13 protein-coding genes are annotated in these 15520 nt (G+C 63.1%); 7 read left to right on the forward strand and 6 right to left on the reverse strand.

The features are described 5' to 3' along the window. Positions 1–190: 190 nt before the first annotated feature. Positions 191–1483 (reverse strand): sigma 54-interacting transcriptional regulator, encoded by a 1293-nt coding sequence (locus J5M71_RS08355; protein WP_207831416.1) that lies wholly within the window; start codon positions 1481–1483, stop codon positions 191–193. Positions 1484–1705: 222 nt separating this feature from the next. On the opposite strand from J5M71_RS08355, the gene J5M71_RS08360 reads away from it, so the two are divergent. The 3 genes from J5M71_RS08360 to J5M71_RS08370 are packed head-to-tail and all read left to right on the forward strand — an operon-like array spanning position 1706 to position 4713. Next, positions 1706–2590, forward strand: coding sequence for an MBL fold metallo-hydrolase (locus J5M71_RS08360; protein ID WP_207831419.1), 885 nt, complete (start codon positions 1706–1708; stop codon positions 2588–2590). Positions 2591–2629: 39 nt separating this feature from the next. Continuing rightward, positions 2630–3898, forward strand: coding sequence for an FAD/NAD(P)-binding oxidoreductase (locus J5M71_RS08365; protein WP_207831420.1), 1269 nt, complete (start codon positions 2630–2632; stop codon positions 3896–3898). Then, the gene (locus J5M71_RS08370) at positions 3895–4713 is read left to right on the forward strand and encodes a sulfite exporter TauE/SafE family protein (protein WP_207831422.1); all 819 of its coding nucleotides are present in this window, start codon (positions 3895–3897) and stop codon (positions 4711–4713) included. Before J5M71_RS08365 ends, J5M71_RS08370 begins: the two co-directional genes overlap by 4 nt. On the opposite strand, the gene J5M71_RS08375 is transcribed toward J5M71_RS08370, so the two are convergent. After that, positions 4702–5589 (reverse strand): LysR family transcriptional regulator, encoded by an 888-nt coding sequence (locus J5M71_RS08375; protein ID WP_063912301.1) that lies wholly within the window; start codon positions 5587–5589, stop codon positions 4702–4704. The two genes, J5M71_RS08370 and J5M71_RS08375, sit on opposite strands and share 12 nt — an antisense overlap. Positions 5590–5810: 221 nt before the next feature. On the opposite strand from J5M71_RS08375, the gene J5M71_RS08380 reads away from it, so the two are divergent. Together J5M71_RS08380 and J5M71_RS08385 are read left to right on the forward strand one after the other, a co-directional pair. Beyond that, on the forward strand, positions 5811–7457 hold the full coding sequence (locus J5M71_RS08380) for a GMC family oxidoreductase N-terminal domain-containing protein (protein ID WP_207831424.1): 1647 nt from the start codon (positions 5811–5813) through the stop codon (positions 7455–7457). Between the two features lie 99 nt (positions 7458–7556). Then, positions 7557–9176: an MFS transporter gene (locus tag J5M71_RS08385; RefSeq protein WP_207831426.1), complete on the forward strand. Its 1620-nt coding sequence runs from the start codon at positions 7557–7559 to the stop codon at positions 9174–9176. Positions 9177–9540: 364 nt separating this feature from the next. Here J5M71_RS08385 and J5M71_RS08390 read toward each other — a convergent pair whose 3' ends face one another. The 4 genes from J5M71_RS08390 to glyQ are packed head-to-tail and all read right to left on the reverse strand — an operon-like array spanning position 9541 to position 13899. Further along, positions 9541–10326 (reverse strand): lysophospholipid acyltransferase family protein, encoded by a 786-nt coding sequence (locus J5M71_RS08390; protein WP_207831427.1) that lies wholly within the window; start codon positions 10324–10326, stop codon positions 9541–9543. A 46-nt stretch (positions 10327–10372) separates the two neighbouring features. Further along, positions 10373–10900 (reverse strand): D-glycero-beta-D-manno-heptose 1,7-bisphosphate 7-phosphatase, encoded by a 528-nt coding sequence (gene gmhB, locus J5M71_RS08395; RefSeq protein ID WP_085601056.1) that lies wholly within the window; start codon positions 10898–10900, stop codon positions 10373–10375. A gap of 3 nt (positions 10901–10903) precedes the next feature. After that, positions 10904–12955, reverse strand: coding sequence for a glycine--tRNA ligase subunit beta (gene glyS / locus J5M71_RS08400; protein ID WP_063912305.1), 2052 nt, complete (start codon positions 12953–12955; stop codon positions 10904–10906). Then, entirely contained in the window at positions 12952–13899 is a 948-nt protein-coding gene (gene glyQ / locus J5M71_RS08405; RefSeq protein WP_023377955.1) for a glycine--tRNA ligase subunit alpha, read from the reverse strand. The genes glyS and glyQ overlap by 4 nt, the downstream gene beginning before the upstream one ends. Before the next feature lie 83 nt (positions 13900–13982). Between glyQ and J5M71_RS08410 the strand changes: the two genes are divergently transcribed. Both J5M71_RS08410 and J5M71_RS08415 read left to right on the forward strand, forming a co-directional pair. Continuing rightward, positions 13983–14534, forward strand: coding sequence for a DNA-3-methyladenine glycosylase I (locus J5M71_RS08410; RefSeq protein ID WP_207831429.1), 552 nt, complete (start codon positions 13983–13985; stop codon positions 14532–14534). A 41-nt stretch (positions 14535–14575) separates the two neighbouring features. Further along, positions 14576–15463 (forward strand): lysophospholipid acyltransferase, encoded by an 888-nt coding sequence (locus J5M71_RS08415; RefSeq protein ID WP_063912307.1) that lies wholly within the window; start codon positions 14576–14578, stop codon positions 15461–15463. Positions 15464–15520: the final 57 nt, after the last annotated feature.

A 15520-nucleotide genomic window follows, 5' to 3' on the forward strand; every position in this document is an offset into this window, starting at 1 on the left:
GACAGGTTGCCAGGTTCGGTTAACTGATCAGACCACAATCCTTCCCGCTTAATGTCAGTGCAGAGGTAAAGGTCCGGTAAAGGTCCGTGAAGCGCCATCCCTATGGGAGCGGGTGTGGTGCTGTATTCAGGTCCTGTGACGTACCTGTGGGAGCCGGCTTGCCGGCGATAGGGCCGGCGCAGCCCACGCGTCAATTCAGGCCAAGTTCCTTCAACCGGCGATACAGCGTGCGCTCACTCAGGCCAAGGTGACGGGCCAGTTCACTGCGCGAGCCCTTGAACTGTTCCAGTGCCTGCGCCAGTTCACCCAGGTGATTGCGCCGGCCACCTGCCTTGATCGCCCCCGCCGGTCCGATATCCTCCGGCAAATGCTCCGGCCGGATCAGCCCGTCATCGGCAAACAGGCGTGCCCTTTCCAGAATGTTGCGCAGCTCGCGAATGTTGCCCGGGAATGGATGCAGGCCAAGCTGCTGCAAGGCATCGTCGCTCAGCCTGGGCGTCGGCTTGCCTGCCATGCGTTGCAACAGGCTCTGCGCTAGCAGGGGTAAATCTTCCACACGTTCGCGCAATGCCGGCAGGCGGATCGGGAAGCCGCTGATGCGGTAATACAGGTCTTCGCGGAAGGTACCATCCGCCACCATTTGCCGGAGGGGTTTGTGCGTCGCTGAAACAAGACGAAAATCCGAATGCACCGTGCGCAGGCTACCCACCGGGCGGAAGCTGCCGGACTCGATCAGGCGCAGCAGCTTCACCTGCATCGCCAGCGGTACTTCGCCAATTTCATCGAGGAACAGGGTGCCGCCATGCGCCGCTTCGGCGAGGCCGATCTTGCGCTGGTTGGCGCCAGTGAACGCGCCCTTCTCGTAGCCGAACAGCTCGCTCTCGAACAACGACTCGGTCAGGCCGGTACAGTCGACCACCACCAATGGGCCGTTGGCCCTTGGGCTGCCCATGTGCACCGCGCGGGCGAACAGTTCCTTGCCGGTACCCGACTCACCCTGCAGCAACACCGGGATCTGCGCCGGCGCAGCACGCTGCAGGCTGGCCAGGGCCGCCTTGAACGCTGGCGCCCGGCCGACCAGCCCTTGCTCCTGGGGCTGCGCCGATGCGAGGGTGATGCTGGTCAGGCGTTCGACAAAGGCCACCACCCTGCCCTGTTCATCCAGGATCGGCCGCAGCTCGACATCCACATGCTCGGGGCCGCGTGGCGTGTGATGAATGTGCAGCACCCGCTCCGGTATCTTGCTGTGCCATGCCTTGCGCATCGGGCAATGCTCGCCGGCCTGGTCGCAAGGTACGGCATAGTGGTGCGAGACCCTGTGGCATTTTTCGCCCAGCGGCGCCTGCTCATGGCGACCGAACTGGCGGCGATAGGCAGCGTTGGCGGCCAGGATGTTGTAGTCGGTATCCAGCACGATGGTTGGCAGGGCATCGTGCTCAAGGTAGGAAACCAGGGCTAGGATGAGGGGATGGGCTTCAGGCATGACGGCACCGATTGGATGACCGGCGCAGGGTAACAAGGACTGCCAAACACTGCCATTGGCTGACAGTCGACTGCCAGCCGCGCTGCCACTGTCATCGGCAACTGTCAGCAACGGGCCGGTTTCATTGGCCCGCTCGCGAGAAAATGCCTGGCATGCATCTTGATAAACCTCCTGGCACTGCCTGCGCCTGTACAAGGCCGGGTGGATAAATTGGAGAACGTGATGATCATCGGCAACAACCTGCACGTGGACGCCTTTTACGACCAGGCGACCTCGACCATCAGCTACCTGGTCATGGACCTTGAAACCCACCAGTGCGCATTGATTGACAGTGTGCTGGATTACGACCCCAAGTCCGGGCGCACCTGCACTGCCTCGGCCGACCGCCTGATCCAGCGAGTGGCCGAGCTTGAAGCCAGCGTGCAGTGGGTGCTGGAAACCCATGTGCATGCCGACCACCTTTCGGCAGCGGCTTATTTGAAGGAAAAGCTCGGCGGCCATACCGCCATCGGCGCCCACATCACCCAGGTACAGAAAGTGTTCGGCGCCTTGTTCAATGCCGAGCCTGGCTTCGCCCGCGATGGCAGCCAGTTCGATGTGCTGTTCGAAGACGAGGAAGGTTTTCGCATTGGCAACCTGCATGCCCGCGCGCTGCACACCCCAGGGCACACGCCTGCGTGCATGAGCTTCATGATCGAGGACGCCGGCGAGACCGCGGTGTTCGTCGGCGACACCTTGTTCATGCCCGATTACGGTACTGCTCGCTGTGACTTCCCGGGGGCCGATGCTCGCACCCTGTACCGCTCGATCCGTCGCTTGCTGGCCTTCCCCGACCAGACCCGGCTGTTCATGTGCCACGACTACCTGCCAGGTGGCCGCGACATGCAGTACGTCACCACCGTGGCCGAGCAGCGCGCCAGCAATATTCATATCCATCAGGGTGTCGATGAGGACAGCTTCGTCGCCATGCGTGAAGCCCGCGACAAGACTCTCGACATGCCCGTGCTGATCCTGCCTTCGGTGCAGGTGAACATGCGCAGCGGCCAGTTCCCCGCGCCGGAAGAGAACGGTGTGAGCTACCTGAAGATTCCGCTGAACAAGCTGTGACCGCCCTGCCCCATAACCAGATTTCCAGGATTTACCGCCATGTCTGCCTTGTTGTCCCCTGCCAATACCGACCACCACAAAGTGGTCATCGTCGGTGCCGGTGCCGCCGGCATCGCCACTGCTTCCAGCCTGATCAGCCGTGACCCGTCGCTGGATGTGACCTTGATCGACCCCGCCGAGGTGCACTACTACCAGCCTGGTTGGACCATGGTCGGTGCCGGCGTGTTCAAGGCACCCAGCACTGCTCGTACCATGGCCTCGATCATCCCGCGGGGTGTGCGCTGGATAAAGGCACGGGTGCAGGGGTTCGACCCGCTGGGCCAACTGGTCCTCCTCGAAGGCGGCCGCGCCATCAGTTATGAACAGCTGGTGGTCTGCCCTGGCCTCAAGCTGGATTGGGCGGCCATTGATGGCCTCAGCGAGACCTTGGGCCGCAACGGCGTCACCTCCAACTACCGCTACGACCTGGCGCCCTATACCTGGGAGCTGGTGCAGAAGCTCAAGCAAGGTCGCGCCCTGTTCTGCCAGCCACCCATGCCGATCAAGTGCGCGGGCGCGCCGCAGAAGGCGCTGTACCTGTCTTGCGACCACTGGCTGCGGCACGGTCACCTGGGGGCCGTAAAAGCCAGCTTCTTCAATGCCGGCGCGGTGTTGTTCGGTGTGGCGGACTACGTGCCCGCCTTGATGAAGTACATCGAGAAGTACGCTGTGGACCTCAATTTTTCCCACCGCCTGGTAGCCGTGGATGGCCCGAACAAGCGCGCCACCTTCGCGCGTACCTTGGCCGATGGCAGCAGCGAAACCCGTATCGAGGCGTTCGACATGCTGCACGTGGTACCGCCGCAGGTGGCACCGGACTTCATTCGTGAAAGCCCATTGGCCGACAGCGCCGGCTGGGTCGATGTCGATCCGCACACCCTGCGCCATCGCCACTTCACCAATGTCCATGCCTTGGGGGACGTGGCCAACACCAGCAATGCCAAGACCGCCGCCGCTGCCCGCAAGCAGGCGCCGGTCGTGGCCAACAATGTGCTGGTGGCCCTGGGCAGGCTACCCACCCTGGCCCGATACGATGGCTATGGCTCGTGCCCGCTCACCGTCGAGCGCGGCAAGATTGTCCTGGCCGAATTCACCTATGGCGGCAAGCTGGCACCGAGCTTCCCCAGCTGGTTGCTGGATGGCCGTAAACCGACGCGTCTGGCCTGGTTGCTCAAGGCACAGGCGCTGCCACCCTTGTACTGGAAAGGCATGCTCAAGGGCCGCGAGTGGCTGGCGCGCCCGCAGTTGGTCGCCGAGGGTGGGCAGTGATCGAACATCAATTATTAGGCGCGGGCCTGGGCGCGATCATCGGTGCCGTGCTGGCGTTGACCGGTGCCGGCGGTGGCATTCTCGCTGTCCCTTTGCTGGTGTTCGGCCTGGGCCTGTCGATGGTCGAGGCGGCACCGGTCGGCCTGCTGGCCGTAGGCATGGCAGCGGCGGTGGGGGCTGTGCTGGGCTTGCGTCAGGGGCTGGTGCGCTACCGGGCGGCGCTGTTCATCGCATTGATCGGTGTGGCAGCGGCGCCGTTCGGGCTGATGCTGGCGCACCGCCTGCCGAACACGCCACTGCAATTGGTGTTCGCCGGGGTGCTGGTGTACGCCTGCGTGCGTATCTGGCGCAAGGCGGCCAAGGAACTGCGCGGCGCAGGCAATGACGCCCATCGCTACATCGAGCCCTGTGTGTTGAACCCGCTGCAGGGCCGTTTGCGCTGGACCCTGCCCTGCGCGCGCGCCCTGGCCTTCACCGGCGCATTGTCCGGGCTGCTGTCCGGCTTGCTGGGCGTGGGTGGTGGTTTTGTCATCATCCCGGCCCTGAACCGCTACACCAACCTGCGCATGACCAGCATCGTCTCCACCTCGCTGGCGGTGATCGCCCTGGTGTCCACCGGCAGTGTGGTCAGCGCCAGCCTGGCAGGGGTGATGCACTGGCAGGTTGGCGCCCCGTTCGCCGGCGGCGCGGTGCTCGGCCTGCTGCTGGCGCGGCCATTGGCGGCCAGGCTGGCCGGGCCGCGCTTGCAGCAGATGTTTGCCGTGGCCGGTTGGGCTGCGGCCTTGCTGCTGGCCGGCAAGGCGCTACTGGGCTAACAGCTCGCCCTGTTCTGCCGCACACAGCGCCAGCAGGTAGTCCCACACTACCCGCAGGCGCACCGACTTGTGCAGTTCGCGGCGGGTGCAGATCCAGTAGCTACGCTGGATGGTTTCGCCAGGCAGCACGCGCACCAGCGTCGGGTCGTGGCGGGCCATGTAGTTGGGCAGTACGGCAATGCCCAGCCCGGCGCGGGCGGCGGTTTGCTGGGCGATTACGCTGGTACTGCGAAACACCACGTTGGGGGCCCGGCAGAAGCTGTTGAGAAACAGCAGTTCCTGGCTGAACAGCAAGTCGTCGACGTAGCCGATCCAGCTGTGCCGGGCCAGGTCCTCGCGGTTGCGCAGCGGTGGCGCGCGGTCCAGGTAGGCCTGGCTGGCGTACAGGGCCAGGCGATAGTCGGTGAGCTTGCGGGTGATCAGCAGGTCGGCGTTGGGCCGTTCCAGGTGGATGCTGATCTCTGCCTCGCGGTTGAGGATGCTGACGAAGCGCGGCACCGCCACCAGCTCCACTTCCAGGCCGGGGTAGCGGTCGAACAGCGCATTCATGCGCGGGGTGAAGAACATGATGCCGATGCCTTCGGTCACCCCCAGGCGAATCTTGCCCAGCGGCGTGATGGCCTGGGTGATTTCTTCCTGCGCCAGCAGGGCGACGTTTTCCATGGCCTCGGCGTGCTTGAGCAGAGCCTGGCCCGAGGGGGTCAGTTCATAGCCCTGGGCATGCTGCACGAACAGCGCAGTACCCAGGCTTTGCTCGATGCTCTCGATGTGCCGGGCCACGGTGCTGTGGGTGGTGTTGAGGCGCTTGGCGGCGGTAAGCAAGCGGCCGCTGCGCTGCAACTCGAGGAAAAACCGCAGATCGTTCCAGTCGAACATGCTGATCCTTTTTGGCAGTTCGTTCCGGCCTCTTCGCGGGCACGCCCGCTCCCACAAGGTAACGCGATCCCTGTGGGAGCGGGCGTGCCCGCGAAGAGGGCGGTACAGGCTTACCCCTGTGCTAAAACGCACAGCGGCTGCGCGAAATCTCGTGTTTCCTCCACGAAATTACTCACTAAGATGGATCGGGACAAGAATAATAATCAGGCCCGAGGTTGCACATGCCATCAGCCGATTCTGTCTTCGACTACGTGGTCGTAGGGGCCGGTCCCGCCGGTTGCCTGCTGGCCAATCGTTTGTCCGCCGACCCTTCCTGCCGCGTGCTGCTGCTGGAAGCGGGTGGCCGTGACAACTATCCCTGGATCCATATCCCCGTCGGTTATCTCTATTGCATCGGCAACCCGCGCACCGACTGGTGCTTCAAGACCGAGGCGCAGCCTGGCCTGGGCGGTCGTGCGCTGGGCTATCCACGGGGCAAGGTGCTGGGTGGCTGCTCCTCGATCAACGGCATGATCTACATGCGCGGCCAGGCCGCCGACTATGACCGTTGGGCCGAGCAAGGCAACGACGGCTGGGCCTGGAAGGATGTCCTGCCACTGTTCAAGGCCAGCGAAAGCCACTTTGCCGGCGCCAGTGAGCACCACGGCGGTGACGGCGAATGGCGGGTCGAGCGCCAGCGTTACAGTTGGCCGATCCTCGATGCTTTCCGCGATGCCGCCGAACAAAGTGGTATCGGCAAGGTCGATGACTTCAATACCGGCGACAACCAGGGTTGTGGATATTTCCAGGTCAACCAGCGCGGTGGTGTGCGCTGGAACGCCTCCAAGGCCTTCCTGAGGCCGATCAAGGACCGCCCCAACCTCACTGTGCTGACCAGCGTCCAGGTTGACCAGGTGCTGCTCAACAACACCCGAGCACGGGCGGTGAAGGCGTTCTGGCAAGGTGCCTGGCACGAGTTTGCGGCGCGTCGCGAGATCATCCTCTGTGCGGGTGCGGTGGGCTCACCCGGTATCCTGCAGCGCTCCGGCATCGGCCCGCGCCAGTTGCTGGAAAGCCTGGGCATTGGCGTGCGTCACGACATGCCAGGCGTTGGCGGCAACCTGCAGGATCACCTGCAACTGCGCCTGATCTACCAGATCCGCAATACCCGCACCTTGAACCAGATGGCCAACAGCCTGTGGGGCAAGATGGGCATGGGCCTGCGCTACCTCTATGACCGCAGTGGCCCGCTGGCCATGGCGCCGAGCCAACTGGGCGCGTTCGTGCGTTCCAGCCCGGAGCAGGCCACCGCCAACCTGCAGTACCACGTGCAGCCGCTGTCACTTGAACGCTTCGGCGAGCCACTGCACAGGTTCCCGGCCTTTACTGCTTCGGTGTGCAACCTGCGCCCGGCCAGCCGCGGGCGTATCGATATCCGCAGCAGCGACATGAACAGCACGCCGCTGATCGACCCCAACTACCTCAGCGACCCCCAGGACCTGCGCGTCGCCGCCGATGCCATTCGCCTTACCCGGCGCATCGTCCAGGCCCCTGCCCTCGCTGCGTTCGACCCAAGGGAATACCTGCCGGGCCCAGCCCTGCAAACCGAGGAAGAGCTGTTCGAAGCCGCCGGCAAGATCGGCACCACCATCTTTCACCCGGTCGGCACCTGTCGCATGGGCAATGGCGAACTGGACGTTGTGGATAACCAGTTGCGCGTGCACGGCATCCCCGGCCTGCGCGTGGCTGACGCCTCGATCATGCCGCAGATCACCTCCGGCAATACCTGTTCACCCACCCTGATGATCGCCGAGAAAGCGGCGCAACTGATTCTCAAAGGAGCTGCTACCCAGACCTATCTGAACGAAGACGCGATACCGACGCCCTGACCCCGGGGTGCGTGCAGTACCGGCAGCTAGCGGTCAGAAGCTGCCGACAGTGGAACAACAAGAATAATCACTGTGGCCTGCGGGCCGAGGACAGCAACGATGTCGGATTACATCCAAGAGCAGGGTGCGGCGGCCAGCAGCGCCAGCGGCCGTGAAGAACGCAAGATCATTTTCGCGTCATCCCTCGGGACAGTTTTCGAGTGGTATGACTTTTTTCTCTATGGTGCGTTGGCAGCGGTCATCAGCAAGCAGTTCTTCGCTGGCGTGAACGATACCACCGCCTTCATCTTCGCCCTCATGGCCTTTGCCGCCGGCTTTCTGGTGCGGCCGTTCGGCGCGCTGGTGTTCGGCCGCCTGGGCGACATGATCGGGCGCAAGTACACCTTCCTGGTCACCATCGTGCTGATGGGCCTGTCCACCTTCGCGGTGGGGCTGTTGCCCACCTACGCCAGCATTGGCATCGCAGCACCGATCATTCTGGTGGTCCTGCGCATGCTGCAGGGGCTGGCGCTGGGCGGTGAGTACGGCGGTGCGGCCACCTATGTGGCAGAGCATGCGCCGCCCGGCAAGCGCGGCTTCCACACGGGCTTCATTCAGTCCACCGCCACCCTCGGCCTGCTGCTGTCTCTGGTAGTGGTGCTGGGCAGCCGCTATATCAGTGGTGACCAGTTCGAAACCTGGGGCTGGCGCCTGCCGTTCCTGCTGTCGATCGTGCTGCTGGCGATTTCCACCTGGATCCGCATGAGCATGCACGAGTCGCCGGCCTTCGTGAAAATGAAGGCCCAAGGCAAGGTCAGCAAGTCGCCGATCCGTGAGTCGTTCACCTCCTGGCCGAACCTGAAAGTGGTGCTTACCGCCTTGTTCAGCATTAACGCCGGGCAAGCCGTGACCTTCTACACGGCGCAGTTCTACGTGCTGTTCTTCATGACCCAGATGCTGAAGATGGACCCGGCACAGGCCAATACCTTGCTGATCATCAGCGTGGTCATTGGTGCGCCGTTCTTTGTGTTCTTCGGCTGGTTGTCCGACCGTATTGGCCGCAAGCCGATCCTGATGCTCGGCCTGCTGCTGGCCACGTTGCTGTACTTCCCGCTGTTCAAGGCGCTGAGCCACTACGCCAACCCACAGATCGACGCGGCCAGCCGCCAGGCGCCGATCGTGGTCACTGCCGACCCACAAGGCTGTACCTTCCAGTTCGACCCGGTGGGCAAGGCGCGTTTCGACAGCCCGTGCGACAAGGTCAAGACTTTCCTGGTCAAGCAGGGCCTGCCCTATAGCTCGGTGGATGTGGCCGGTAGCGATGTGGTGGTGAACATCGGTGACAAGACCATCAACGGCTTCGACGAAGCGGCCATGCGTGCAGCGGTGGAACAGGCCGGCTACCCGGCCAAGGCCGACCCTGCTCAGGTCAACCAGGTGATGGTGGTGGTGCTGATCGTGGCGATGATCCTGATCGCGACGATGACCTATGGGCCGCTGGCGGCGGTAATGGTCGAGCTGTTCCCGACCCGTATCCGCTACACCTCGATGTCGCTGCCCTACCACATTGGCAACGGCTGGTTCGGTGGCTTCCTGCCAACGGTGTCGTTCGCGCTGGTGGTGTATACGGGGGATATCTTCTACGGGCTGTGGTACCCGGTGCTGGTGACCGGGGTCAGCCTGGTGGTGGGGATCTTCTGCCTGAAAGAAACCAAGGATGTGGATATCGACAAGATCTGACGCAGCTCAAGGCCTGCACCAAATGCTCAGGCGCTGAAGCGCTTGTTGTGGGAGCGGCCTTGTGTCGCGATTGGGCTGCCCAGCGGCCCCAGGATTTCAGCTGTGATGCATGAATTGCCGGGGCCGCCTTGCGGCCCTTTCGCGACGCAAGGCCGCTCCCACAGTCTTCTCCCACAGAGGGTGCAATCCTGCTACCGAGCCCATAAAAAAACCGGCTGTAAAAGCCGGTTTTCTTATGCCCCAAAAAAACTTATGCACGATTTTCAGAAAAATGTCATACACAGAAATAAACAGCTAATTCAAACACTTAGCTATCACTTCAGGCATTTAATCCAAAAACAGTTCACAAGTTATCCACAGATGGTCAGGCCATCTGCTCCTGGGGTTTTTCCTCTGCTGGCGGCAGCGAACCCATGGCCCGCTGGGTCGCTTCGTTCCACGCCGCGGCGCGGTCGTTGAGCTCGGCAATGGCCCGTGGCCCGGTGCCGTTGGCGTACATCGGCTTGCCAATCACCACCTCGATGGTGCCAGCGCGCTTGCCCCAACCGGTTTTCGGCCAGAACTTGCCGGCGTTGTGGGCAATCGGCAGCACTGGCAGCCCGGCATTCACCGCCAGCGCGGTACCGCCACGGGAGAACTTGCCCATGGTGCCGAACGGCACACGGGTCCCTTCCGGGAAGATCAGCACCCAGATCTTCTGCTTGAGCAACTCATCACCCTTGCTGGCTACCTGGCGCAGGGCTTCCTTGGGGTTGTCACGGTTGATCGCGATCGGCCGCAGCATGGCCATGGCCCAACCGAAGAACGGCACGTACAGCAACTCGCGCTTGAGCACCTGGCTCAGCGGCGAAAAGTACTGGGAAAGGAAGAAGGTTTCCCAGGTGCTCTGGTGGTTGGACAGGATCACGCAAGGCTCATCAGGCACGTTCTCGGCGCCAGTGACCTTGTAGTCGATACCCAGGATGGTGCGCACCAGGAACAACGCGCAACGGCACCAGTACACGTTGATGAACTTGTAGCGCTTGGGGAACGACAGGAACGGCGCGACGAAGAAGCTCAGCGAGCACCACAGCAGCGAACTGGTGCCCAGCAGCAGGTAAAAAAGAAAGATTCTGATCGCCTGCAGGATCGACATAGTGGCTTGTACCATTGCGGGGCATGCCCGCCTGAGAAAAATGCGCCCGAAGGCGCACTGTTTAAATTAGTTCTCTGGCGATAGCTGCCAGATCGTCGAAAATCAGTGTAGTTTCCGGGACGCCTTTTTCCAGGGTCCGCTCGCCCTTGCCGGTTTTCACCAGCACGGGTTGTGCACCGACGGCCAGGGCGGCCTCCAGGTCACCTTTGCTGTCGCCAACGAACCAGACGCCTTCCAGGCCGACCTGGTAATGCTCGGCGATCGCCCGCAGCATGCCAGGCTTGGGCTTGCGGCAATCGCAGCCTTCGTCCGGCCCGTGCGGGCAATACACGATGTGGCCCACCTCGCCACCCTGCTCGGCCACCAGCGCGCGCAGGCGCGCGTGCATGGCCTCGAGGGTTGCCAGCGCATAGTAGCCACGGGCAATGCCGGACTGGTTGGTGGCAACGGCCACCGTCCAGCCCGCCTTGCTCAACTGCGCGATCGCTTCGACCGAGCCAGGGATCGGCACCCACTCGTCCAGCGTCTTGATGTAGGCGTCGGAGTCGTGGTTGATGACTCCGTCACGGTCGAGAATCAGCAGTTTCAAGGCTTACCCCAGCAGCGAAATGTCGGCCACGCCCAGGAACAGGCCGCGCAGGCGGCTGAGCAGGGCATAACGGTTGGCGCGTACCTTGGCGTCCTCGGCGTTGACCATCACTGCCTCGAAGAAGGCGTCGACCGGGTCACGCAGGGCCGCCAGGCGGGCCAGCGATTCGCTGTACTGGCGTGCAGCTGCCATCGGTTGCACGGCCTGGTCGGCCTGCTGGATGGCCGAGTACAGGGAGAACTCGTTGGCATTGTCGAAGTACTTCGGCTCGACGTGATCGGCGATGGCGCCTTCGGCCTTGCTCAGCAGGTTCGACACGCGCTTGTTCACCGCCGCCAGGGCCTCGGCTTCCGGCAGCTTGCGGAAGGCTTGTACAGCCTGCACACGCTGGTCGAAGTCCAGGGCAGAACCTGGCTGCAGGGCACGTACCGACAGGTAGGTGGCCACGTCGATGCCTTCGTCTTCGTAGCGTGCACGCAGGCGGTCGAAAATGAACTCCAGTACCTGCTCGGCCAGGCCGGCGGCCTTGACCTTGGCGCCGAACTGCTTGACTGCGAACTCGACCGCGCCGGTCAGGTCCAGGTCCAGCTGCTTCTCGATCAGGATACGCAGCACGCCCAGGGCAGCACGGCGCAGGGCGTACGGGTCCTTGCTGCCGGTCGGCAGCATGCCGATGCCGAAGATGCCGACCAGGGTGTCGAGCTTGTCGGCGATGGCCACGGCAGCACCGGTGAGGGTCTGCGGCAGCTCGGCGCCAGCACCGCGCGGCATGTACTGCTCGTTCAGGGCCAGGGCCACGTCTTCCGGCTCACCGTCGTTGAGCGCGTAGTAGTAACCGGCAACCCCCTGCATCTCAGGGAATTCGCCGACCATCTCGGTGGCCAGGTCGCACTTCGACAGCAGGCCGGCACGGCCGGCGCGCTGGGCGTCGCCGCCAATCAGCGGGGCGATGAAGGCGGCCAGCCGGGAAACGCGCTCGGCCTTGTCGTACACGGTGCCCAGCTGAGCCTGGAACACCACGTTCTTCAGGCGCTCGTTGAAGGTTTCCAGCGGCTGCTTCTTGTCCTGCTTGAAGAAGAACTCGGCATCGGTCAGGCGTGGGCGCACGACCTTCTCGTTGCCTTGCACGATCTGCTTCGGGTCACGGCTTTCGACGTTGGCCACGGTGATGAAGCGCGGCAGCAGCTTGCCTTCGCTGTCCAGCAGGCAGAAGTACTTCTGGTTGTCCTGCATGGTGGTGATCAGGGCTTCCTGCGGCACTTCGAGGAAACGCTCCTCGAACGAGCACACCAGCGGCACTGGCCACTCCACCAGAGCGGTCACTTCGTCCAGCAGCGCCGGTGGCACGATGGCTGTGCCTTCCTGCTGCATGGCCAGCTCGGCGGTACGCTTGCTGATCAGCTCGCGGCGCTCGGCGAAGTCGGCCAGCACGTACGCTTTGCGCAGGTCTTCGACGTAGTTGGCCGGGGTGGTGATGACCACGTTTTCCGGGTGGTGGAAGCGATGGCCACGGGATTCACGGCCGGCCTTCTGCGACAGGATGGTGCAGTCGACCACCTGGTCGCCCAGCAGCATCACCAGCCATTGGGTCGGGCGCACGAACTCTTCACGGCTGGCCGCCCAGCGCATGCGCTTGGGGATCGGCAGGTCGTTGAGCGAATCTTCGACGATGGTCGGCAGCAGGCCAGCGGTGGCCTTGCCCGGGATGTGCTGGGAGAAGCGCAGCTTGGGGCCGCTCTGGTCGATTTCCGACAGCTCCACACCGCATTTCTTGGCAAAGCCCAAGGCAGCCTGGGTCGGCTCGCCGTCTTTGAAAGCAGCCTGCAGGGGCGGGCCGTCGATGTTGATGCTGCGGTCAGGCTGCTGCACGTCCAGCTGGCGGATCAGCACGGCCAGGCGACGCGGCGCGGCGTATACCTGCTTGCCGGTGTAGTTCAGGCCAGCGGCCTGCAGGCCTTTCTCGATACCGGCCAGGAAAGCTTCGCCGAGGCTGGCGAGGGCCTTCGGCGGCAGCTCTTCGGTGCCCAGTTCTACCAGGAAATCTTGAGCACTCATTGTGCAGCCTCCAGCTTAGCCAACACTTCGTCACGCAGTTCAGGGGTAGCCATCGGGAAGCCCAGGCGTGCACGGGCTTGCAGATAGCTTTGCGCCACGTCCCGGGCCAGGGTACGTACACGCAGGATGTAGCGCTGGCGCTCGGTTACCGAGATGGCGCGGCGGGCGTCCAGCAGGTTGAAGGTGTGCGAGGCCTTCAGGACCATTTCATAAGTCGGCAGCGGCAGCTCAAGCTTGATCAGGCGGTTGGCTTCGCTTTCGTAGAAGTCGAACAGTTCGAACAGCTTCTCGACGTTGGCGTGTTCGAAGTTGTAGGTCGACTGCTCCACTTCGTTCTGGTGGAACACGTCACCGTAGGTGACCTTGCCGAACGGGCCGTCGGCCCACACCAGGTCGTACACCGAGTCGACGCCCTGGATGTACATGGCCAGGCGCTCGAGGCCGTAGGTGATTTCACCGGTGACCGGGTAGCACTCGATGCCGCCTACCTGCTGGAAGTAGGTGAACTGGGTGACTTCCATGCCGTTGAGCCAGATTTCCCAACCCAGGCCCCAGGCGCCGAGGGTCGGCGATTCCCAGTTGTCTTCGACGAAGCGAATGTCGTGGACCAGCGGGTCCAGGCCGATGGCTTTCAGCGAGCCGAGGTACAGCTCCTGGAAGTTGGCCGGGTTGGGCTTGAGTACCACCTGGAACTGGTAGTAGTGCTGCAGGCGGTTGGGGTTTTCGCCATACCGCCCGTCGGCAGGGCGACGGCTAGGCTGCACATAGGCGGCGTTCCAGGTTTCTGGACCCACGGCGCGCAGGAATGTAGCGGTGTGGAAAGTGCCGGCGCCTACTTCCATATCGTAGGGCTGAAGCACCACACAACCTTGCTCGGCCCAGTAGTTCTGCAGGGCGAGGATCAGGTCTTGGAAGGTACGCACGGCTGGCGTAGGCTGGCTCACGAAATTCACCTGTATCTGGGGATGCGGATGTAAAGAGCGGGAGTATAACCTGATTCGCCTCGCCCTCTACTCATTGGAGCCTTATGCCACGCTGCTTTTGGTGTACCGACGATCCGTTGTACCAGGCCTACCATGACCAGGAATGGGGAACGCCACAGCGTGACCCGGCGTTGCTGTTCGAGATGCTTTTGCTCGAAGGGTTCCAGGCGGGGCTGTCGTGGATCACCGTATTGCGCAAACGCGAGCGTTATCGCGAGGTGATGCACGGCTTCGATCCGGTGAAACTCGCCGTCATGAGCGACGAACGCATCGAGGAGCTGATGCAGGATGCCGGTATCATCCGCAACCGCCTCAAGCTCAAGGCTGCCAGGCGTAACGCGCAGGCCTGGCTGGCTGTGGATAACCCCGCCGAATGGCTGTGGTCGTTTGTTGGTGGGGCGCCGAAGATCAACCACTTCACGGGGCGCAGCGAGGTACCAGCGGTTACCGATGAAGCCAAGGTAATGAGCAAAGCCCTGCAGAAAGCCGGCTTCACCTTCGTTGGCCCGACCATCTGCTATGCCTTCATGCAGGCCACCGGCATGGTCATGGACCACACCACCGATTGCGATCGCTACGCCGCCTTGTTGCGTTGAGGGGTTACAATGCGCGCCTTGCTGAAATAAGGAATTCGCCTGTGGAAAAGTTCAAGGGCGCCCTGATGGTCGGGGTGCTGCGTCTGTTTGCCAAGCTGCCCTGGGGCGCTGTGCAGCGCGTTGGCGCCGGTATCGGCTGGCTGATGTGGAAGATCCCCAACGGCTCGCGCAATGTCGTGCGTATCAACCTGGCCAAATGCTTCCCGGAGATGGACCCGGTCGAACGCGAGCAACTGGTGGGTCGCGCGTTGAAGGATATCGGTAAATCCTTCGTCGAAAGTGCCTGTGCCTGGATCTGGCCGCCGCAGCGCTCGCTGGAGCTGGTCAAGGAAGTGCACGGCCTGGAAGTGCTGGAGCAGGCCCTGGCTTCGGGCAAGGGTGTGGTCGGTATCACCAGCCACCTGGGCAACTGGGAGGTGCTGAACCACTTCTACTGCAACCAGTGCAAACCGATCATCTTCTACCGCCCGCCGAAGCTGAAGGCGGTGGATGACCTGCTGCGCGAGCAGCGCGTGCAGATGGGCAACCGCGTGGCGCCTTCGACCAAGGAAGGCATCCTCAGCGTGATCAAGGAAGTGCGCCGTGGTGGCCAGGTGGGTATTCCTGCCGACCCGGAGCCGGCGGAGTCGGCGGGGGTGTTCGTACCGTTCCTGGGCACCCAGGCGCTGACCAGCAAGTTCGTGCCGAACATGCTGGCCGGGGGCAAGGCGGTGGGGGTGTTCCTGCATGCCCTGCGGCTGCCGGATGGTTCGGGCTTCAAGGTGTTCCTGGAGGCGGCGCCGGAAGAGATGTACAGCACCGACGTGACGGTGTCGGCGGCGGCAATGAGCAAGGTGGTCGAGCGCTATGTGCGCGAGTACCCCAGCCAGTACATGTGGAGCATGAAGCGCTTCAAGAAGCGCCCGGCCGGCGAGCCACGCTGGTATTGATTGTTTCACTGTCCCCCTGTGGGAGCGGGTTTACCCGCGAATGCGTCGGTGAATCCA

This window comes from Pseudomonas sp. 43(2021) (genome assembly GCF_017490805.1).
Classification (GTDB): domain Bacteria; phylum Pseudomonadota; class Gammaproteobacteria; order Pseudomonadales; family Pseudomonadaceae; genus Aquipseudomonas.

What these genes read in the sequence shown, in the direction of transcription:
- J5M71_RS08355 (WP_207831416.1), bottom strand. Translation starts at nt 1,483, where the DNA reads ATGCCTGAAGCCCATCCCCTCATCCTAGCCCTGGTTTCCTACCTTGAG.
- J5M71_RS08360 (WP_207831419.1), top strand. Translation starts at nt 1,706, where the DNA reads ATGATCATCGGCAACAACCTGCACGTGGACGCCTTTTACGACCAGGCG.
- J5M71_RS08365 (WP_207831420.1), top strand. Translation starts at nt 2,630, where the DNA reads ATGTCTGCCTTGTTGTCCCCTGCCAATACCGACCACCACAAAGTGGTC.
- J5M71_RS08375 (WP_063912301.1), bottom strand. Translation starts at nt 5,589, where the DNA reads ATGTTCGACTGGAACGATCTGCGGTTTTTCCTCGAGTTGCAGCGCAGC.
- J5M71_RS08380 (WP_207831424.1), top strand. Translation starts at nt 5,811, where the DNA reads ATGCCATCAGCCGATTCTGTCTTCGACTACGTGGTCGTAGGGGCCGGT.
- J5M71_RS08385 (WP_207831426.1), top strand. Translation starts at nt 7,557, where the DNA reads ATGTCGGATTACATCCAAGAGCAGGGTGCGGCGGCCAGCAGCGCCAGC.
- J5M71_RS08390 (WP_207831427.1), bottom strand. Translation starts at nt 10,326, where the DNA reads ATGGTACAAGCCACTATGTCGATCCTGCAGGCGATCAGAATCTTTCTT.
- glyS (WP_063912305.1), bottom strand. Translation starts at nt 12,955, where the DNA reads ATGAGTGCTCAAGATTTCCTGGTAGAACTGGGCACCGAAGAGCTGCCG.
- J5M71_RS08410 (WP_207831429.1), top strand. Translation starts at nt 13,983, where the DNA reads ATGCCACGCTGCTTTTGGTGTACCGACGATCCGTTGTACCAGGCCTAC.